At 62.2% G+C, this 17,891-nt stretch carries 20 protein-coding genes and 1 pseudogene; 10 read left to right on the forward strand and 11 right to left on the reverse strand.

Annotated features, from left to right (window positions below; translation table 11 throughout):
• Positions 1-359: 359 nt before the first annotated feature.
• From ACSFBF_RS22685 to ACSFBF_RS22710, 6 genes are all read left to right on the forward strand, one after another.
• Positions 360-1,025, forward strand: coding sequence for a hypothetical protein (locus tag ACSFBF_RS22685; RefSeq protein WP_435470877.1), 666 nt, complete (start codon positions 360-362; stop codon positions 1,023-1,025).
• Positions 1,026-1,126: 101 nt separating this feature from the next.
• Complete coding sequence (locus tag ACSFBF_RS22690) at positions 1,127-1,810, forward strand: hypothetical protein (protein WP_435470879.1); 684 nt, start codon at positions 1,127-1,129, stop codon at positions 1,808-1,810.
• On the forward strand, positions 1,807-2,361 hold the full coding sequence (locus ACSFBF_RS22695) for a DUF4123 domain-containing protein (RefSeq protein WP_435470881.1): 555 nt from the start codon (positions 1,807-1,809) through the stop codon (positions 2,359-2,361). Before ACSFBF_RS22690 ends, ACSFBF_RS22695 begins: the two co-directional genes overlap by 4 nt.
• A gap of 160 nt (positions 2,362-2,521) precedes the next feature.
• Positions 2,522-2,881, forward strand: a complete 360-nt coding sequence (locus ACSFBF_RS22700) for a hypothetical protein (protein ID WP_435470883.1) — start codon at positions 2,522-2,524, stop codon at positions 2,879-2,881.
• A complete protein-coding gene (locus ACSFBF_RS22705; protein ID WP_435470885.1) occupies positions 2,853-4,226 on the forward strand; it encodes a class I SAM-dependent methyltransferase in 1,374 nt (457 codons plus the stop codon). The genes ACSFBF_RS22700 and ACSFBF_RS22705 overlap by 29 nt, the downstream gene beginning before the upstream one ends.
• Before the next feature lie 398 nt (positions 4,227-4,624).
• Positions 4,625-5,815, forward strand: coding sequence for an alpha/beta hydrolase (locus ACSFBF_RS22710; protein ID WP_435470887.1), 1,191 nt, complete (start codon positions 4,625-4,627; stop codon positions 5,813-5,815).
• 214 nt (positions 5,816-6,029) lie between these two features.
• Here the strand turns inward: ACSFBF_RS22710 and ACSFBF_RS22715 are convergent, their stop codons facing one another.
• The 4 genes from ACSFBF_RS22715 to ACSFBF_RS22730 form a co-directional block, all read right to left on the reverse strand.
• Entirely contained in the window at positions 6,030-6,929 is a 900-nt protein-coding gene (locus tag ACSFBF_RS22715) for an oxidoreductase (protein ID WP_435470889.1), read from the reverse strand.
• 105 nt (positions 6,930-7,034) lie between these two features.
• Complete coding sequence (locus ACSFBF_RS22720) at positions 7,035-7,685, reverse strand: DsbA family oxidoreductase (protein WP_435470891.1); 651 nt, start codon at positions 7,683-7,685, stop codon at positions 7,035-7,037.
• 105 nt (positions 7,686-7,790) lie between these two features.
• Positions 7,791-8,546, reverse strand: coding sequence for an SDR family NAD(P)-dependent oxidoreductase (locus ACSFBF_RS22725; protein ID WP_435470893.1), 756 nt, complete (start codon positions 8,544-8,546; stop codon positions 7,791-7,793).
• Between the two features lie 111 nt (positions 8,547-8,657).
• On the reverse strand, positions 8,658-9,473 hold the full coding sequence (locus ACSFBF_RS22730) for an SDR family oxidoreductase (RefSeq protein WP_435470895.1): 816 nt from the start codon (positions 9,471-9,473) through the stop codon (positions 8,658-8,660).
• Positions 9,474-9,616: 143 nt separating this feature from the next.
• Here ACSFBF_RS22730 and ACSFBF_RS22735 point away from each other — a divergent pair, with 143 nt between their 5' ends.
• The 3 genes from ACSFBF_RS22735 to ACSFBF_RS22745 all read left to right on the forward strand — a co-directional run bounded on the left by ACSFBF_RS22735 (position 9,617) and on the right by ACSFBF_RS22745 (position 12,522).
• Positions 9,617-10,582, forward strand: coding sequence for a LysR family transcriptional regulator (locus tag ACSFBF_RS22735; protein WP_435470897.1), 966 nt, complete (start codon positions 9,617-9,619; stop codon positions 10,580-10,582).
• A gap of 92 nt (positions 10,583-10,674) precedes the next feature.
• Positions 10,675-11,496, forward strand: coding sequence for a YihY family inner membrane protein (locus ACSFBF_RS22740; protein WP_435470899.1), 822 nt, complete (start codon positions 10,675-10,677; stop codon positions 11,494-11,496).
• A gap of 108 nt (positions 11,497-11,604) precedes the next feature.
• Positions 11,605-12,522 carry a LysR family transcriptional regulator gene (locus tag ACSFBF_RS22745; protein ID WP_435470901.1) on the forward strand — a complete coding sequence of 306 codons (918 nt, stop codon included), beginning with the start codon at positions 11,605-11,607 and terminating at the stop codon, positions 12,520-12,522.
• A 22-nt stretch (positions 12,523-12,544) separates the two neighbouring features.
• Here ACSFBF_RS22745 and ACSFBF_RS22750 read toward each other — a convergent pair whose 3' ends face one another.
• From ACSFBF_RS22750 to ACSFBF_RS22770, 5 genes and pseudogenes are all read right to left on the reverse strand, one after another.
• Positions 12,545-13,405: a 2-keto-4-pentenoate hydratase gene (locus tag ACSFBF_RS22750; protein WP_435470903.1), complete on the reverse strand. Its 861-nt coding sequence runs from the start codon at positions 13,403-13,405 to the stop codon at positions 12,545-12,547.
• 1 nt (position 13,406) lies between these two features.
• Complete coding sequence (locus tag ACSFBF_RS22755; protein ID WP_435470905.1) at positions 13,407-14,618, reverse strand: L-dopachrome tautomerase-related protein; 1,212 nt, start codon at positions 14,616-14,618, stop codon at positions 13,407-13,409.
• 240 nt (positions 14,619-14,858) lie between these two features.
• Entirely contained in the window at positions 14,859-15,341 is a 483-nt protein-coding gene (locus tag ACSFBF_RS22760) for a gamma-butyrobetaine hydroxylase-like domain-containing protein (protein ID WP_435471251.1), read from the reverse strand.
• The gene (locus tag ACSFBF_RS22765) at positions 15,232-15,579 is read right to left on the reverse strand and encodes a HEAT repeat domain-containing protein (RefSeq protein WP_435471253.1); all 348 of its coding nucleotides are present in this window, start codon (positions 15,577-15,579) and stop codon (positions 15,232-15,234) included. Before ACSFBF_RS22765 ends, ACSFBF_RS22760 begins: the two co-directional genes overlap by 110 nt.
• Positions 15,504-15,947 (reverse strand): annotated as a pseudogene (locus tag ACSFBF_RS22770) (HEAT repeat domain-containing protein); the annotation flags it as partial. The gene ACSFBF_RS22765 and the pseudogene ACSFBF_RS22770, both read right to left, overlap by 76 nt.
• Before the next feature lie 72 nt (positions 15,948-16,019).
• Between ACSFBF_RS22770 and ACSFBF_RS22775 the strand changes: the two are divergent.
• Positions 16,020-16,652, forward strand: a complete 633-nt coding sequence (locus ACSFBF_RS22775; RefSeq protein ID WP_435470907.1) for a hypothetical protein — start codon at positions 16,020-16,022, stop codon at positions 16,650-16,652.
• A 35-nt stretch (positions 16,653-16,687) separates the two neighbouring features.
• Here ACSFBF_RS22775 and ACSFBF_RS22780 read toward each other — a convergent pair whose 3' ends face one another.
• Together ACSFBF_RS22780 and ACSFBF_RS22785 are read right to left on the reverse strand one after the other, a co-directional pair.
• Positions 16,688-16,813: a hypothetical protein gene (locus ACSFBF_RS22780; protein ID WP_435470909.1), complete on the reverse strand. Its 126-nt coding sequence runs from the start codon at positions 16,811-16,813 to the stop codon at positions 16,688-16,690.
• On the reverse strand, positions 16,810-17,808 hold the full coding sequence (locus tag ACSFBF_RS22785; RefSeq protein ID WP_435470910.1) for a LysR substrate-binding domain-containing protein: 999 nt from the start codon (positions 17,806-17,808) through the stop codon (positions 16,810-16,812). Before ACSFBF_RS22785 ends, ACSFBF_RS22780 begins: the two co-directional genes overlap by 4 nt.
• Positions 17,809-17,891 lie beyond the last annotated feature (83 nt).

Raw genomic sequence — 17,891 nt, forward strand, 5'->3', positions numbered from 1 at the left:
ATTGAGGATATCGAGAAGCGTAAGCATGATGAAGTAAGGCACATTCTTCACGCCCAACTACCATCCCATTCGTTGCTGGTCGTAGACGCACCGTGTTGTTCGTAGAGTTGTTGCTCCCAGCGGGCAGCGAACCCAGGGTTCTGTCCAACCACTATGACTCCACGCGCGGTGTCTAGTACATCCTCGTGCTGGAGAAGTAAGCCTCGTGGAGGACTCCCTGCACTGGACTTCACTCCGGAGCACGCCCGATCGCATCGTGACGATTCGTCGGCGATTTAGCCGAGCGTATGGGTTCGTACTGTCCTAGCATCGCCTGAATATGGGATGCAATCTGAGTAACCAAAGATTACATTGAGCCCATGAAGCTGTTCTTGCGACTCCGGTTCGTACTTGCGCTCTGCGCCTTCGTGATGACGACCGCCTGTGGACGTGCGACGCTACCAGTGTTGCCTTACCCGGCGGTCCAGAGTTCGAGCCTGATGAACCAGTATCTGCTCGCCCTGCGTGCTGCCGAAAATCGGCAGATCGCCTATCCCGATGAACCTTTGTGGCTGCGCGATGAAGGCGGCAGGAATGTCGATACGGCGCTGAATGCGGACAACGCAGCGATGGTGTTCTATGGGCTTTCTCACGGGGTTGGCAACGAGAAGATCACTAACGAGATCCTGACTACGCTAGCGCCGATGCTTCAGCGGTATGAGGCGGCCTATGAGAAAAGCCAGGGCAAGTGGTACCAGGAGGAGTACGTTGAGACGATCGGCGTGCAGCTTGCCATGCTGTCTGCGTTCCAGCCCAAGCTCCCGACCGTCCTGTCAAGCTCGGAGAAGATGATTCCCACGAGTCTTTCCAAACCTGTTCCTCCCGGAGTTTCGGACAACGCGCGGCAACTCGTGGCGTTCTACAAGACGTCCCAAGCAGAGGCCAGGACCAGTCTCATTGCGAAATCCAGCGAGCTTGCAAGTTCAGAGCGTCTGAAGGCCCCAGCAAGAGAGCGGTTGCGGGTGCTTCTAGACAGGTATCGCTAGGGCTCGCGCTGCACACGACACTGCAGAGGTTGCACACGGCATTTCAGACCCGCTACTTCTTGCCGAGCCGGTTCGTGATGCATGAGAGGAGGCGCGACAACATGCTGCAGTCCATGTACTTGAGGTCCGTGCCTCCGGGTGCGGACAGTGTGAAGGGTGGCATCGAGGTACGAAAGCTCGTCGAACTGGAGTTTTCCGTCATGGGATGTCGCTGGGGCCTGTGCTGCGACACCAGGCGGCCCATTGGGCGTGTCGATTCGGGGCATTCGCATGCATGGGGCTGGTATCGCATTGTCCGCCTGTCCCTCGGTCGCGATGAAAATCTCGAGCGACTGCTGCAACTCGTGGACACGCGGGCATTGCGCACACTCCTGTCGAAGAACGGGTTCTTCGTGCATTCCCTGAGTGACCTTCAGGTGAGGGTGGCTGTGGCCAGGCACATTGTCCGGGGCGCCTACGGCCTGTACGAGTTCGTTTGCGAGCCTCTTGGCATGTCGTCCGGCCCGTTCGAGCGACCGGCGACGGCCCGTGTGCCGGCATCTGTCCCGGCTCCTGCTCCTGCGCCTGTCCCGCTGACATCCACCCCGGCCAAAGCCCGCTCCGGCTCGTTGTCCCGCAGGCCTGAGCCCGTCGAGGTGATCCCCGAGCTCGCAGTCGATCAGATGAACCGCATCGATCAAGCGGCCCAGGCGGCCGTGCTCGTGAACGCGGCTCGGCACGGCGTGGCATTTTGCGAGGAATGCGCGCCCCGAGAAAAGAAGCGCGAAGCGCTCCTTACCCAATGAGCAGCCAACCGGCCGATGCGCTGATCGCCCAGTTGTGGCCTCATGGCGATAGCCTGGCGGAAGACCAGGTGCACGCCATCGTCGACAGCGCCCGCGATCCGCGCATATTGCCGATGCTGCGTTCTGCGGGACTGGAATACACCTGCCTTTTCGCCGGACCGCTGTCATTGGAACTGCAGGCCGCAGCCCCTTACCTAGTCCGCCTTTCGCCTTGGCCGGCGTTCACCCGGTACTTGTTTGAGCTCGGCTGGGGGCAAAGCTGGAGCGTGCTGACGGTGGTGCCTACCCACGTGACCCTGACGCAGCTGAGCCGCCATCTGCGCACCTTGCTGCGCGTGCGCGACGAGGCCGGACAGATCCTCATGTTTCGCTTCTACGACCCCCGCGTGCTGCGCGCGTACCTGCCCACCTGCACGCCCGGGGAGGCGGCGCAAGTCTTCGGGCCGATGACAAAACTGGCTTGCGAGAGCGACGGAGCGCAATCGCTGCTGTATTTCCGGCCCAGCCCGCGCGGGGTGGACGGCGGCTCCAGGCGACTGGCCGACAAATGACCGAGAGAAGAATCGGACACCCTGCGTCGCCCGGTGCTCGATGGCGCTGCCAACGGCGTCGCCCTGTTTCATGGCGTCCGTCGCTCATGCCGGGATCCGCAGGAGTCTGACGGCGCATTCTCAGCGGCACCAAAGGCGACCCATTGACCTGAAGCAAACCATGATCCTGATCCGAAACTCACAGATGGCCGTGCTGCGCGAGGCGGCCCGCCAAGGCTTCAAGACCCGCGCGGCCCTGGCATTGCGGTCTGCCTTCGCCGCTCAGACCCAGGGGCTGGCCGATGCCGAACTCGAGGCCGTGATCGCCTGCGGTATCGAGAAGGCCAGTTCTCACGGCATCGACCAGCAGCCGGACGTCGTCCGGTTCGTCGAGTACATGCTCTGCTACGGCCGCGACTTCGACGATGACGATGAGCTGTCGTTCGTGCGCGAGATCCTCGCCGATCACCGCCTGAGCGGGACTCGGAAGATGGACGCGATCGATCGCTGCGATGCAGCGCTCGCCGAGCACGGAATCTAAGCAGTCCCGAATCTCGGGTAAGGAGAAAGCCATCACGTTCAAGGGACGCGTCGACCGGATCGCCGGGGTTCACCACGGCATGCCCGTCAGCGTGATCATCGCCTGCGATGACGGCACCGAGGTGCACGCCACGCGGCGCAGCTTCCGTGACGCAAACGACTGGTTCAACCTGCGCATTGACTCGCAGGTCGAATTCAAGATCAAGCGCGCCGACGGCAGTGTCCTCGACAGCGCGCGTCTCGCCGCAGCGCCGAACGATGTCGCGTGCGAGGCGCGCCTCTGGTTCTCCGTGATGGACAAGCTCCGCGCGCATCCGACCCAGCTGAGGGCGCTGTCACTGGAGGCCGTTGCGTCGGGACCGGATATCGCGACGCCGGAACTGCTTCGTTGCCAAGCCTCCGTGTCCAGCAGCAGCAGCAGCAGCAGCAGCAGCAGCAGCAGCAGCAGTAGCAGTAGCAGTAGCAGCATGGTCGAGGGCGCGGATGAACCGGGCCCGTGCGACGCATTTGCACCCCATTTCGAGGATCCGAGCACGTTCCAGTCGAAGTTCGCGTCGCCGGAGTCGGTCAATCTGGGCAACGCCAGCAATCCGGGTGTGACGGTCTACATCTCCGCAAGGAGCTTGTTCCTCGCAAGGATCAATCGTCTCCAGACGGCCATGAGCGTGACGCTCGTGCCCAAGATCGCTTTGTCTCCCGTGCCCTGGTATCGCGACACCTATCTCTATGAGCTTCGGCTCACGAGGACGGTCCTGCAAGCCTTGTCTGGGTGCCGCGTGCTGGATGTCGGGGCTGGTCTTGCGTTCTTCGGGACCGAGGCCGCGAGTTTCGGCATCACGGTGGACAAGGTCGACATCAACGCGGAGGAGATCGAGAAGATCGGCGGGATGTACAAGGAAAGCTTGACCGGGCGGTACTGCGAGCAGATCGAGTTCTTCTACTGTCTGGCCCACCACAGCGAGAACCCGCGGTACAGGCTGGACGCCGAGCAGCTCTGGCTCCTGGACATCATCCATGCCAATCGTCACGCAACGGCCAAGCACTACCCGGCAACGCTCGGCAAGAGCTTGCAGGCCGATGCATCCAAGCTGCCGCTCGAAGACAACAGCTACGACGCCGTGGTCTGCCTCTGGGTGCTCGCGCACGTGCCGGAGGAGATCCAGTTGAAGATCATCGTGGAGATGATTCGCGTGACCAAGGCTGGGGGGCAGATTCGAATCAAGTATGGCGCCGACGCGCTGAACATAGTGGTTTTCTTCAGAACGAAACTGCCCGAATGCCAGAGCGCCGTAGTCATCGATGAGAGTTCGTCGGGTGACACGCTTGTACTCACGAAGAAGAGCTGAATCGTCAGTTGCAGCGTAGTAGTTCGACCGAGACCGTCGTTGGTGATGGCGTGGCGATTGCGCAGGATGTGACCTGAAGTGTGCCGCCCAGATGGGTGTGCACCAACAGGAGATGGTGCACACCATGAAGGACAAAAAACTATCGAGCAAGGGACTCGGTGTTGACTGTGGCGGAGCCATTGATGATGGCCAGCTAACTTAGTGGACAGCATGGTCTCCGGCTTGGCTTCAGTTCTCAAGGTGGGGTTGCTGGCCGCTTACCGCGCGTTTGCAAAGCACCAGCCTTTCTTAGATAGAGGACAGGCCGACCAATAGTAGGTATAACTCACTCCAGGGCACGATAGACCGATGGCATGGCGCCCGTTGAGGAGCGGCATTGCGCCGATGGAGGGATGAAAATGAAAAACGGTCGTTGCGAAGCCGCTCTCGCGATGCTTTGCGCATTGTTCTCGGGGTGCGCGCTGCAAAGCCCGCCACCAGTGCTCGCACCCCCGCCAGCCGTTGTGGCCGCATCGCCACCTCCGCGGCATGCGCCCGCCCCTGTTGCCGCACCTCCATCCCCTACAGTCACGACCCCGAAGGCGGCAGGCAAGAATGTCAAGCTCTGGTACGGAACGAACCGCAAAGAGACGGAGCCTTTTGTTCGCTTCGATCCTTATGGCTCCGATCGGGACCGAAAGTTGAACTTTGGCGTGTGCGAAGTCCTGATACCGGCCAGTCACGAGCGCGGCTCACTCGGAAGCTATTCACGGTTCCAGCCCGACAAGGACGCGCCTTTGATCTTCACCCACGCGCAGCGACTGAGCGAAGAGGCTTACTGGGGCGACTTAACCTCCACGCTGAAGCAAATCGACAACAAGCAGAAGGTCGTCCTGGTCTTCATCCATGGCTACAACAACAGCTTCGCGGATGCAGCCTTGCGCACGGCGCAGCTATGGGCGGACCTCAACTTGCAAGGGGTACCCGCCTTCTTCAGTTGGCCCTCCAGGAGCAAGACGCTGGCCTACACTGCGGACGAAGCCACCATCGAGTACAGCGAGAAATATCTCGCGCAGTTTTTGGTGCGCCTGCGGGAGGAAGTTGGCGATAGTCAGCCGATCCATGTCATTGCCCACAGTATGGGTAACCGCGCCTTGTTGCGCGTGGCCGCACGGCTGCAGGACAAGCTTCGATTTGGCCAAGTGATCCTTGCCGCGCCCGATGTGGACGCCGATCTGTTCCAAGACATGGCTAGTGCATATCCGTACATTTCCGAACGGACGACGCTATACGTATCCAAGAAGGACAAGCCGGTGCATTTCTCCCGGAAAGTTCATGATATGGACCGTGTCGGGGCACCGCCGGGATTCGCCAAAATCGACCGCATCGACACCGTCGAAGTCGTGGCAAAGACGGGTCTTCTGGAACTGGGGCATAGTTATTTCGCTGAATTTTCTCCATTGCTCGATGAGATCGGCGACCTTATCTCTAGGAACCTTTCGTCGGACAAAGCTTATTTCGGCAACCGCGTGGACCACCGCGCCGATTGCATAGTCACGGATTCCGGGAACACTAAGGAAAGTTGCTGGCGGATCATTGTCAACAACTGAGAGCCGTCCTTCGGCTTTTCGTGGGAAATCGCGATTGCGTTGGCCAGTGCCCGTTGCACCGTTGTGAGTCGATCAGGTTTCGATGCACGGCTGGTTCTCGAAGACGATGTCCGCGATGGGGCCGAGGCTGTGTGAAAACTCGATGCGGTAGGCGCGGGATCGTGCTGGCATCATCGAACAACCTGTCGACGGAGCGGCGATCAGGGACGTGCGCTCACAGGAGCGGCTTCACTTTCGTCATCTCGATAGAAAGGTCCCAGAGCCGTTTGGCGACATCGGGGTCCTTCGCACGCTCATCGATGTGAGCATGGGTCGCCGGTCCCGCGGTCTCCCCCCTCCGCGAAGGCCCGTAGTACTCCCCGCCCTGTGCGCGCTCGTCCGTGGCGGCCAGTAGCGTCGGCCACGCACCGCTGGCAGCACTGTTGACCAGGGGGCGCAGCAATGGGAGAAAGATCTTCACCCAATTGGGTAGATAACGGCTCAGCTCCGTATCCGCCAGGCCCGGGTGGGCGGCAACGCAGATCGCCTTGGTGCCCTGGGTGGCCAGTCGGGCGTTCAGGTCCAGGGAAAAGACTAGGTTGGCGAGCTTGCTCGATGCGTACTGCTTGGAGGCGTCGTAGTGCTTACGGGCGTTGATGTCCTCGAAGTTGATCAAGCCCTTCTTGTGCGCGACGGAGGACAAAACCACGATTCGCGTGCCGTCGGTCATCAACTTGGGCAGCAATCGGCCCGTGAGGGCGAAGTGCCCGAAGTGATTCACCCCCATCTGGCTTTCGAAGCCCTGACGGGTTCGCTGCAGAGGCGGAACCATCAGCCCCGCGTTGTTGATCAGCACGTCGATCTTCGGTTCGCGCAACAGGATCTCGGCCGCCGCGGCAACGGAGTCCAGGTCCGCCAAGTCCAACGGCACGAACTTCAGGTCGGCCCTGGGTGCGTGCTTCCGGATGGCGTCCATTGCGGCCCGCGCAAGGGGCTCGGAGCGGCACATCAAGATAACCCTCCCACCCTTCATGGCCAAGGCGCGCGCTGTCTGAAAGCCGAGGCCGGTGTTGGCGCCCGTGATGGCGAAAGTCTTTCCAGACTGATTGCCCAGGTTCTTTTCGGTAAAGCCCATTGCGATATCTCTTTCTGTTGATTGGGGGGCTAGGCGGCCGACGTGGCGGTCGCTTGAACGACGCCGGCGCGGGGTATGGGGGGTTGTGAATCGCAGTGGGGCACGTCAGGCGGCCCTCTCAGACGCAAGCTGCCTCAACGTGCTCTCGTACTGTTGGGGCGATTGCGAGCCGCTGATCGCATGGCTGCCGTTGATCATGATGAAAGGGACACCAGTCACGCCACGGCTCCGCCAGAGCTGCTCGTCCGCACGGACGTCTTCGTCATATCGCCCGCTCGAAAGGACCTCGCGAGCCGCCTGGGGATCGAGGCCAGCCTCCACGGCGGCATCGATCAGAACGCCGTGATCCGAGGGATTGAGTCCCTTTGAGAAATAGGCGGCGAAGAGCATGCGCTTCAGTTCCAACTGACGGCCCTGGAGCCCCGCCCAGTGCAGCAGTCGATGCGCGTCGTGGGTGTTGTAGATGCCCGAGGCATCGCTGTAGTTCATCGTGAAGCCGAGCGCCGCCACGCGCTGGGTTCCTTGAGCGCAGCCGTTGCGGACATCTGCAGCCGAAACACCGAACTTGCGGTTCAGGTTGACCGCAAGACTCTCGCCTTCGGGCGGCATGTCCGGATTCAGCTGATACGGGTAAAAGCGGAACTGAGGCTCGACCACATCGCTGGTCCGCACGAGGGCGATCTCGAGCGCAAGCAGGCCCATCAGGCAGTAAGGACACGAGACATCGGAGACGAAATCAACGGTCATCTTGGTCATGGGAGACTCTTCGTTCATGGTGCTCGTCCAGTGGAACGAGTTTGCTTGTAGAAGGCCCATCTCGCTTCGCGACGCGGGCCTCCAGGGCGCAATCCTGAGGGGGTTTCAGATCAGGGCGCCGCCGCTGGCTTCGATGCGCTGGCCATTGATCCAGCGATTGCCGTCAGAGAGGAAACTCGCCACCAATCCCCCGATATCGTCCGGCTGGCCGAGCCGAGCGAGCGGGGTGATGCTCTTGAAGTAGGCCTGGAAGTCCGGCGAATTGCGAAGCGCGCCGCCGTTGAAGTCGGTTTCGATCGCACCCGGTGCGATGGTGTTGACGGTGATGCCGCGCGCGCCCAGTTCGGTCGCCTGGAAACGAGTCAGGACCTCGAGCGCACCCTTGGCGGCGGCATAGGTCGAGAAGCCCGCCGCCGAGTTACGGGTCAAGCCGGTGGAGATGTTCACGATACGGCCGCCGTCGGCGAGCACGGGCAGCAGCGCTTGAGTGAGGAAGAACGGCCCTTTGAAGTGCACGTTCACCATCTGGTCGAACGCGTCCTCGGTCACGTCCGGGATCAAGCTGTATCCACCATAGCCGGCGTTGTGAACGAGGTGGTCGAACGTATCGCGGCCGAAGGTCGAGCCGAGCGCCGACTTGAACGCTTCGACGAACGCGGGGAAGCTTGCGACGTCCTCGACATTGAGCGAAAGGGCGACGGCCTTGCCGCCCGCGGCGGTGATCTCGGCGACGACCGCGTAGGCCGCATCCTTGCTGCCGTTGTAGGTCACGACGACATCGCCACCGTGGCGGGCGATGTTGAGGGCCATGCTGCGGCCGAGGCCGCGGCTCGATCCGGTGATGAGTGCAATCTTGGTCATGGTTCTATCCTTTCGGTTCTTGCGGATTGAGAGGGTGAGCTTGGGCGTCCGCGGCGCTGGCGGCTCGAATTCGGTCGGTTGATTGGGAGGCGGAAGCCGCGTCCCGGTGGATCAGAGGCTGAACGTCTTCTGCATGCGCGCAAGGAAGACGCTGTCGTCGTCGTTGCGACGCATGTCGATCAGCTTGATCGAGTCTTTGCCCGTGGCGTAGCGCAGGCGGGCCGTGCCGTCGATCGCGGCATCGAAGATGGTCCGTGCCACGTCGGCTGCTTCGGCCGGCTCCTGGCTGAGGGCCGCGAAGCCGTTCGTGGTGTTGGTGACGATCGGCCCGTACTCGGCGATCGACGCTTCATGGCTGAAGACCAGGGAGCGCCCGCTGAAATCGGACTTGGTCATGCCCGGTTCGACGATCTTGACGCGGATGCCGATCGCGGCGAGCTCGTAGAAGAGCGCCTCGGACAGGCCTTCGACCGCGAACTTGCTGCCGTGATAGAGAGAACCCAGGGGGAAGGCAAGGCGGCCGCCCACCGAGCTGATGTTGACGATCGTGCCGTGTTTGCGTTGCCGCATGTGCGGCAGCACGGCCTTGGTCACAGCGTACAGGCCGACGACATTGGTGTCGAACTGCTTGCGGATCGTGTCGAGCGACGTGGCTTCCAGCGGCCCGTAGGCGCCAAACCCGGCGTTGTTGACGAGCACGTCGATCCCGCCGAAGTCGCGAATGCCGTGCGTGACGGCATCAGCGATGCTGGCCGCGTCGGTGACGTTGAGACGCAAGACCCGCACATTGGCGAGCTTGCCCAGTTCGGTTTCGCTCTCCGGGGCTCGCATCGTTGCGAGCACGTTCCAGCCTTTGGCCTGGAACAGCTTGGCGGCCTCACGGCCGATTCCGGTCGATGCACCGGTGATCAGAACGGTCTGCGTCATTTCCAACTCCTTGCGCCACCACGCTGTGCGGTGGAATGGATTGGAATTTAGGCGTCTTGATTGAAGAAATCATCGTGAGTACGCGACCAGGGTTTTGAACTCCAAGTTCACAAACCGTTTAGAGAATCAGCTATGGTCATCGCATGAAGCGCGACCTGTTCGACGGATTGACCCATTTCCTGGCCGTGGCGCGGCACGGGGGCTTCACCCCTGCCGCCGAGGCGCTGGACATGACGCCGACCGCGATGAGCAAGGCGATCCGGGTGCTGGAGACGCGTTATCAGACCAAATTGTTCCAGCGCACGACGCGCCGCGTCCGGCTGACAGAGGCAGGGGCGGAGCTCTATCAGCGCCTGGATCGCGCGGCCAACGAGGTCAGCGACGCGCTGCAGGCCCTCAGCGTTGCCCAACTCGTGCCGACCGGCACATTGCGGCTTACCGTGCCGCACATGGCCATGGAGCGCCTGCTCGAGCCCATCCTGGAGCGGTTTCAGGAGCTGTACCCCATGGTCAAGCTCGACATCTCGCTCAACGACGCGCTCGTGGACCTCGTCGCTGAAGGCTTCGACGCCGGCGTCAGGCTCGGCGAGTCGATTGACCGGGACATGGTCGCCATCCGCCTGACGCCGGAGAACCGTTGGGCTATCGCCGCGAGCCCTGCCTATCTGGCGAAGGCCGGACGGCCGAAGCGGCTTGAAGACCTGCCGCGGCACAAGGCGGTCCTGTACCGCTTTCCGACGAACCGGTCGCTCTACGTCTGGGAGTTCGAACGTAACGGCAAGACCATCAAGGTCCGGATGCCCGAGCAGTTGATCGTCGACGACCGGCTGGCGGCCGTACGGCTCGCGAAGCGCGGCCTTGGCCTCGCCTTCGTGGGGGAGCTGGAGGTGGCGGAGGAAGTCGAGCGTGGCGAGCTTGAACTGATGTTCGAGGAGTTCATCCCGCGCGACGCCGGGTTGTTTCTTTATTTTCCAGCTGCGATGCAGAGTCAGCCGAAGCTGCGGGCCTTCATCGATCTTGCGAAGAGCCTGGCGACGATCACGAAGGCAAGGCGGTCACGCGCCGGCCGTTTCAGACCGCAGATTCAACCGGTTGATGTCACAGACTGACCGAATCGATCCTGTGTACTAATCACAATCACCTGCAGCGGCAGCGGTTCTTGCGTCCGCGAAACCGTTCGACTCCTCCCCCTTAGCGATACATGTTTGCCCTGACCCGCTTGACCATCGACCGTGCCAGAAAAGAGCGTTTGCCCCAAGTCGCCGGAAGCCTGGCGTTCACGACCTTGCTGTCCATCGTGCCTTTGCTGGCGGCGAGCTTCGCGCTCTTCATGCGATTCCCGGTCTTCACGCGGTTCAAGGATGCCCTTCAGGAGTTTCTGTTGAGCAGGCTGCTTCCCGTGGACATCGCACGCACAGTGCTGAAGTACCTGAACCAGTTCGCCACGAACGCCAGCGGCCTGACTTGGGTCGGTTCGCTCTTCTTGCTGGGCACGGCCATCGCGATGTTGCTTACCGTGGAGAACGCGCTGAATCAGATGTGGAAGATCCGGAAGAACCGGCCGTTCTTCAAGAGGGTTGGCCTGTATCTGCTGATGTTGGCCGCCGGCCCACCCGTCCTGGGCCTGAGCCTGTGGGCCACGTCGTATTTGCTGGGCATCTCGATGGGCCTGATCGGCGCGCTGCCGCCCTCGCTCGCATTCGTGCTCGACCTCGGGCCGCTCATGCTCGGCGTAGTTGTACTGACGAGCATGTTCTACCTCGTTCCGAACACCAAGGTACGGCTGCGCGATGCCTTCGCAGGCGGCTTGATCGCCAGCGTGGCCTTCGAGCTCGGCAAGCGCGGCTTCACCACCTACCTCGTCAAGGTGCCAACGTACAAGGCGCTGTATGGAGCATTCGCGGTGCTCCCCATGTTCTTGCTATGGGTGTATTTCTCGTGGTTGGTCACGCTGGTTGCGGCCATGATGACGGCCAACCTGGCTATCACCCGGCGACCGGCAGGCAAGCCCGCTCGAGCCTAGCGCTCAGGCCCCGGCTGGTGCGCCTGTCGCCACCGATGCCCCCTTGGGCGGGATACCATCTGACGCTGCTGTAGCGCATTGCGCAGTCTTGCCAGATTGGATGGATCGATGAAAATTCAGAACATCGAAGATCTGCGCCTCCTGGTCGAGGCCGCGAGCACTGGCTCCCTCACGGCTGCCGCCCAAGTGCTGAAGGTGACGCCCGCAACTGCCAGCAGCATGCTCAAGCGACTCGAAGGCCAGTTGGGGGCCAGACTCTTCGAGCGATCCACGCGCTCCATCCGGCTGACGAGCCAAGGCCAGAACCTGTTGGGCTACGCCAGTCGCGCGTTGGCGCTGATCGACGAAGGTGAGGCGCAGGTGCTGGCGGAAGGCTCCACGCTGTCGGGGATGGTGCGCGTCGCGGCACCGTCGGATCTGGCCCGTAGCGTGTTGCTGCCCTGGTTCGACGAGTTTCTTGCTACCAATCCAGCTTTGCGTCTGGGATTGTCGGTCAGTGACAGGGTGCACGATGTACTGCGCGACCCTGTCGATGTCGCCTTGCGCTATGGCGCGACTACCGACCCGAACGCCGTCGTGCGAGGCCTCGCGATGACTCGCCGCGTGCTGTGCGCGTCCCCACGTTATCTCGAACGTTTTGGCACACCTCAAACACCCGAAGATCTGCATCGCCACAACTGCTTGATCTTTGAACTGCGCAGCGCACGCTATGTCGACTGGCGTTTCGAGCGAGATGGCGAATGGGTCAGCGTGCAAGTAGCAGGCAATCGCGAGGTCGATGACGCATCCATTGCCCACCAGTGGGCGCTGGCAGGCGAGGGCGTCCTCTACAAGTCGGAATTGGACTTGCTTCACGCTTTGGCATCGGGGCAACTGGTGCGCCTGCTGCCGCAGTGGCGCGGCGAACGCTATCCGTTGAACGCGGTGTTCCCCAGCAACCGCTTCATTCCGCAGCGTGTGAGAAGCCTTGTCGATTTCATGGCCGCTCGTCTGGCCGAGGTGCCGATACTGCAATCGTCTGCGTAAACGGGTGTGCTATTTGGGCGTGCTATTTGAAGTTCACATTGACAGAAACCTTGCCTGGCAATCCTTCATAAGCCGCGGTAATGCTGGACCCCGACCGGGGTGGCAGCAGGGGTGAAAAAGAACCGAGACTGACGAGGTCGCCCGGCTTCAGTTTCAATCCCTCGGTTGCGAGTGCTCCCGCAAGCCAGACGACCGCCTGCAGCGGATGGCCGAGCAGATCGCTGCCACGGCCCTCCGCGAGTGCCACGCCTTTGTCATCGGTCACTCTGATTTTCATGTCGCGCAGCGCGTCCAGCATTGCATGGCGATCGGCGCGCATCGCCGGTATCCCGATCGGCTGACCTGCCACGCCGAGTCGGGCGGCGACGTTGATTGCGGCGAGTCCCGCGCCATCCAGTCGTTGCGGTGCCTGCACCATGAGATCGGGCAATTCGATGAATGGGATCACTTGATCGATCGCATCGAGAACTTCCTGCGGAGTCCGTGCGACGTTGATGGCATCGCTGCGCACGCGCACCAGCATGTCGGCTTCGAACAGCGGCCGCGCGCCGAACACGGCATCCACAACCGCTCCATTGGCCAGCACCATGCCCTCATAGAGTCGGCCCCATACCGGCTTGTCGGTGTTGAAGCGCTTTTGCACCGCCGCGTTGGTCAATCCGGCCTTGTAGCCGATCACCGGGCCGAGCCGCGAAACGAGAAGCGCATGGAGCTTCGCGCGGGTGCACGCGGCGTCGGCATCGCTGAGTCCCTCGGGCGCGGCGACCGGGGTTCGGGCGGTGTACTTTTCGACGAAGTCAGCAACGGCCGCATCATCAAGGCAAGCAGCGTGGGCTCCGACGCACCCACAGGCCGCCAGGCAGGCGAGAAGGTATCGCAGCATCTCAGAAACCCGGCTGGCCGGCGGCGAGTGGCTTGAAGCGGTAGACCCGATAGGGCGCCTTGTTCTTCGCAATGCCATCGGCTTGCAAGGTGCTCGTCAACGTCAGTTGTGCGGCGCCGGTGTACATATGGCCGTCGCTGTTGTAGGTCACGCCATCGGGCCAAACCATGTCGGGATCGGCGACAAGGCGACGGTACTTCCGGGTGTCCGGCGGGATGATGCCAATGGCGCGTTCGCCGACCTCGGTGAGGTACAGGTTGTTGTCGCGGTCGATCGACAGGCCGCCGTTGAAAGGCTTGTCGGCATAGGTCTGGACCTTGGCGCCCAGCTGGGTTGCATCGAGCTTGCGATTGAGCAAATCACTCATGCGAATGCGGTACATCTTGTAGCTGGAAAGCGGTGCGAAATAGAGCCATTCGCTGCGGCGATCCAGTGCGATGCCGTCCACGCCGACATAAAGCGCGAAGGTTCCAGCGGCCGATGTGCCTTGGTCCCACCGGATGGGGTCCTTGACGGGCTGGACGCTAGCATGCCCTTGCAAGAGGCGGCGGCTCTTGCCGGTCGCAAGATCGACGACCACCAGCGCAGCCTTGTCGCCGATACCTTTGGAGTCTTCGCCGATCGCTTCGTCTGCCACGACGATCACGTTGTGTTTTGCATCCACGACGAAGTCGTTGTGCTGTGACTCGGTCGCCGTCGCCTCATTGGTGATTCGTATGACGCGCTCCAGCATGTTGCGGCGGGTGTTCCACCCTACCAACTTGGGAACCAGGCCAGCGGGCCGTCCTGATGCTTTGTCGACCGATTTGGCCGAATCCAGCATCCAGAGGATTCCCTTGCTGTCTGTGTGCAGGCCAAGCACCCAGTCGAGGCAGTGGTCGAACCCCTTTTTCCAACTGCCGTCGGCGTTCTTGCAGCTCTGCCATTCGGCACTTGGATAGGGTGTTGTGGACTTGCGGTCCTTGTTCAGGATCGCAACCTGTACTGCTGGGGAATAGAAGGGGTGGTAGCCGATCACAATCTGGCCGTTACCCAACTGGGTAATGCCGCCGACGCCGGCCGCATCAAGTTCTGCATAGAGCTCTGGCTTCGCCACTGGGGCGTCGCTCGCGTTGGCTTCGGCAAACGCAGAAGACGGCGCTATGGCGATGGCAAGGATGCAGACACAGCCAGCCAGAACCGCGCGCAAGGGGCGGCGTGAAATCGTGTTCATTCCACTGTCTCCGGTTATTTCTTGAAGAACCCGGAGTCCGTTGTCTTGCGGACTCTCTGCGAGCCAGTGTCATGGCTGAGCAGGCGCATGAGAAGCGGCGAAATGGCGAAACACTTTCAACGAATTTCCGAAAATCCGGCGAGGGATCCGGAACACGCCGTCTACCGCATGGTGCTGGACGCCGACGAAGCCCCCGGGTTCTCGCCGCCAGCGCAGAACCAGGAGCATGGGGTGCGGTGGTCAAGCGCGGCGCGATCGGCGTGAGCGTGGCGCACGCCTGCATCTATAGGGGGAGCCCTCGGCTCGCGATGATGCCGTCCGCTCCAGCAGTTCTTTCAGAAAGGCCCAGGGAAAAATTACCCTGTCGTGCCCGTCGCTGAACACGAATTGAACACCGTAGGCGCCGACTGGCAGGATGTCCGTCACGCGCAGTCCGGTGGCGGGTTGCACGTCTTCAACGTCGGCGCGTGGGATCGCACGCAGCGCCTTGCAGTCGGCGCAGGGGCAGTTCGACCGCAGTAGTTGGTAGCCGGCGACATGCTGCGCACCATCCGCCCAGCAGAACTCCAGCGCGGCGCGTGCGCGGTGATCGACGATGGACTCAGGCGCCATGCTAGGTTGCCGCACGGGCGCCAATCTGGGCGATGGCCAACCGCACGGACTTGCGCACTTCGGGATCGGGGGCATGGGCGGCTTGTTCGAGGCCGGGGAGGGCAGCGGCATCGCCGACTTCGCCCAATGCCAATGCGGCCTCCTTGCGCAGGTTGCTGATGCTGTGGCCCAGCGCTGCAAGCAAGGGCGCGACGCTCTCGGTGCTGCGCAGGCGGCCGAGGCTGCGCGCAGGCGAACCTGCCAGTAGGGGGCGTCGAGCGCCGCCAGCAGTGCCGCGGCCGCCGCAGGCTGCTGCAGCTTGCCAAGCGCGGTGGCCGCTTCTTCGCGCACTTGCCAGCTCGCATCGCACAGTGCGGTTTCCAATGCGCCGCGGGCGTCGGTGTCGCCGGCCGCGAATGCCAGCGCGCCTATGGCCGCACGGCGGATTTCGTCCACAGGATCGCAGACGGCCAGCGAGGCCAGGGCCGGCAGTGCGGCCACGTGCTTCAGATAGCCAAGCACCCCGACGCTTCGCGGCGCAGGGCCACGGCACCGATGGCATCGTCGGCGGAACTTGCTTCCTGCAGTACCGCCAGCGCGGGTTCGGCGCTGGCCGGCACGCGCAACTCGCGTACTTGTTTTACGGTATTGCCCGCCCGAAACCAAAAACGCAAACTTTGACACGTTTGTCTTGCCCCTTTCGATCGGCAGTACGCAACACAGCCAGTCAACGAACACCTTCGCGTGTGCAACGGCTTTTCGGAAGCTGCTCAAAGGCTCACCATGGTTTGAAAAAGGAGGAGCGCAACGATGTCTTTCTTTCGCAAGTTCGGCAATGTTTTCGATGCATTCGACGAATGGGAACGAATCTCCAGCCGTCCGCAGACATGCGCAACGATGCTTCTTTTTCAATACAAGGATCCCCGCCGTGGCAGCGGCCCCTTTTTCGTCTGGTCCAGCGAGGAGGGTGAAGCAGCCCACATCGCGCCGAGCCTGCAAGCCCGACGCGTTGCTCCAGGTATCTACGGCACGTTCTTGCAGGTACGCAACGCGTTCGCCGACAGTCAGGCGCAGTCGCGGCGCCATCTACCGGGGTATCGGCAAAAGGGACACTCGGAGGAACTCATGATTGAGGATTTCCCCATGTGCCTTGGCATCGTTGGCCACGGCGATGTGGCTCGTGCGCTCTTGTCCATCTCATGGAGCCCTTGCATCGGCGGTATCGATAAAAAAGCAAGCGATAACTTGGGCGACGCCACGGTGAAAGGCTGTTACATGAAGCTCAATCATCTTGCTGCGAGGTATCCCCAACTTCTTTTCGAAGTGAGCTTCAAGAGTGGGTTCGGCCATTACAAAAACCTCCCCGAAGATGCAGCCAGGTACATGAACACGAATCGGATTGCCAAAAATATCTCGTTCGAATATTTCCCCGACATGGGCTGAAAACGGAATGGGCGATAAAAGCCTGGGAGTCGACTTCAGGCGTCCTTTGTGCCAGTGCCACGCTTGCTGGCCAGCGTGCCCTCGGGCGTCGCTTCGCCGATGAACGCCTTGTGGTTCAGGCTGAGGTCCCAGCTGCCGACCTCAGGTCGGCACAAGTTCACGCCTTGGGACCTTGGGAATCAGCCAGGCGGTCGGAGTCATGCAGCAACCCCGATTTGAGGGCCCGGCCCGGCTCCCATGTTGGAGCCCGGCGGCCCTCTTCGGTCAGGAATTCCACCAGCGTCGGCAGCGACGCGTCCATCGGCCGGTTGGCGTGGATCCGCATCACATAGCCCCATGAGCCGGGCATGCACAGGCTTGGCGTCAGTGCCACCAGTCGGCCGCGGGCCAGTTCCTCGTCGATCAACGGCGCCCGGCCCAGCGCGATGCCCACACCCGCCGCGGCGGCTGCCACCACGGTGCTCAAGCCGCTGAGCACCAGCGGATCCTGGCCGGCGCTTTCCGGCAGGCCCAGCCGCGAGCGCCATGTACGCCAGTCCGTCTCCGGGCTGTCGATGTGCTTTTCCTGTAGCCAGCGGTGGCGCGCGAAGACGCGCGGATCGTCGCGCTCGCCCGGCGCGACCAGTGCCGGACTGCAGACCGGCACCACGGTCTCGCTCATCAACGGGATGTCACCGGGTGCTGCCAGGTGCGGCCCCAGATCGCGCACATGCAGAAACGCCAGGTCGATGCTCTGCGCTTTCCAGGCGGGGTCCTGGCTGGCGTGCAGGAACACCTGGATATCGATGTCGGGATGCAGTTCGATGAAGCGCCCGATCCGTGGCGCCAGCCACAGAGCGGCCAGCGAGGGATTGGCCGACACGTTCAGGTTGTGGCGCCGCTTGCCGCGAGCGCTGGCGCGTGCATTGCTGCAGGCGGCCTCGAGCAGGGTCAAAGCCTGTTGTACCGACACCAGCAGCGCGGCGCCGGCCTCGGTGGGCTGCGCGCGGCGCACCGTGCCGCCGCGGCGCAGCAGGCTCACCCCCAGATCGGCCTCCAGCGCACGCAACTGGTGGCTGACGGCGCTCTTGGTGACATTGAGTTCCGATGCGGCGCGGCTCAGGCTGCCCAGGCGGGCGACGGCTTCGAAGGCGCGCAAGGTGGCCAAGGGCGGCATAGGGGTCGGGATGGAGGGCAGATCGTTAAAGGGTGCAATTTATCTCAACCTGCGATTGAGTAACTATCGCTTTCGCCCGGATT

Source organism: Variovorax nivicola (assembly GCF_051216475.1).
In the GTDB taxonomy this organism is placed as follows: Bacteria; Pseudomonadota; Gammaproteobacteria; order Burkholderiales; family Burkholderiaceae_C; genus Variovorax.

Bases quoted from the DNA above. Each gene is read 5' to 3' on its own strand.
- ACSFBF_RS22685 (WP_435470877.1), top strand. From the start codon at position 360: ATGAAGCTGTTCTTGCGACTCCGGTTCGTACTTGCGCTCTGCGCCTTC.
- ACSFBF_RS22690 (WP_435470879.1), top strand. From the start codon at position 1,127: ATGCTGCAGTCCATGTACTTGAGGTCCGTGCCTCCGGGTGCGGACAGT.
- ACSFBF_RS22695 (WP_435470881.1), top strand. From the start codon at position 1,807: ATGAGCAGCCAACCGGCCGATGCGCTGATCGCCCAGTTGTGGCCTCAT.
- ACSFBF_RS22700 (WP_435470883.1), top strand. From the start codon at position 2,522: ATGATCCTGATCCGAAACTCACAGATGGCCGTGCTGCGCGAGGCGGCC.
- ACSFBF_RS22705 (WP_435470885.1), top strand. From the start codon at position 2,853: ATGCAGCGCTCGCCGAGCACGGAATCTAAGCAGTCCCGAATCTCGGGT.
- ACSFBF_RS22710 (WP_435470887.1), top strand. From the start codon at position 4,625: ATGAAAAACGGTCGTTGCGAAGCCGCTCTCGCGATGCTTTGCGCATTG.
- ACSFBF_RS22715 (WP_435470889.1), bottom strand. From the start codon at position 6,929: ATGGGCTTTACCGAAAAGAACCTGGGCAATCAGTCTGGAAAGACTTTC.
- ACSFBF_RS22720 (WP_435470891.1), bottom strand. From the start codon at position 7,685: ATGACCAAGATGACCGTTGATTTCGTCTCCGATGTCTCGTGTCCTTAC.
- ACSFBF_RS22725 (WP_435470893.1), bottom strand. From the start codon at position 8,546: ATGACCAAGATTGCACTCATCACCGGATCGAGCCGCGGCCTCGGCCGC.
- ACSFBF_RS22730 (WP_435470895.1), bottom strand. From the start codon at position 9,473: ATGACGCAGACCGTTCTGATCACCGGTGCATCGACCGGAATCGGCCGT.
- ACSFBF_RS22735 (WP_435470897.1), top strand. From the start codon at position 9,617: ATGAAGCGCGACCTGTTCGACGGATTGACCCATTTCCTGGCCGTGGCG.
- ACSFBF_RS22740 (WP_435470899.1), top strand. From the start codon at position 10,675: ATGTTTGCCCTGACCCGCTTGACCATCGACCGTGCCAGAAAAGAGCGT.
- ACSFBF_RS22745 (WP_435470901.1), top strand. From the start codon at position 11,605: ATGAAAATTCAGAACATCGAAGATCTGCGCCTCCTGGTCGAGGCCGCG.
- ACSFBF_RS22750 (WP_435470903.1), bottom strand. From the start codon at position 13,405: ATGCTGCGATACCTTCTCGCCTGCCTGGCGGCCTGTGGGTGCGTCGGA.
- ACSFBF_RS22755 (WP_435470905.1), bottom strand. From the start codon at position 14,618: ATGAACACGATTTCACGCCGCCCCTTGCGCGCGGTTCTGGCTGGCTGT.
- ACSFBF_RS22760 (WP_435471251.1), bottom strand. From the start codon at position 15,341: ATGCCGCTGCCCTCCCCGGCCTCGAACAAGCCGCCCATGCCCCCGATC.
- ACSFBF_RS22775 (WP_435470907.1), top strand. From the start codon at position 16,020: ATGTCTTTCTTTCGCAAGTTCGGCAATGTTTTCGATGCATTCGACGAA.
- ACSFBF_RS22785 (WP_435470910.1), bottom strand. From the start codon at position 17,808: ATGCCGCCCTTGGCCACCTTGCGCGCCTTCGAAGCCGTCGCCCGCCTG.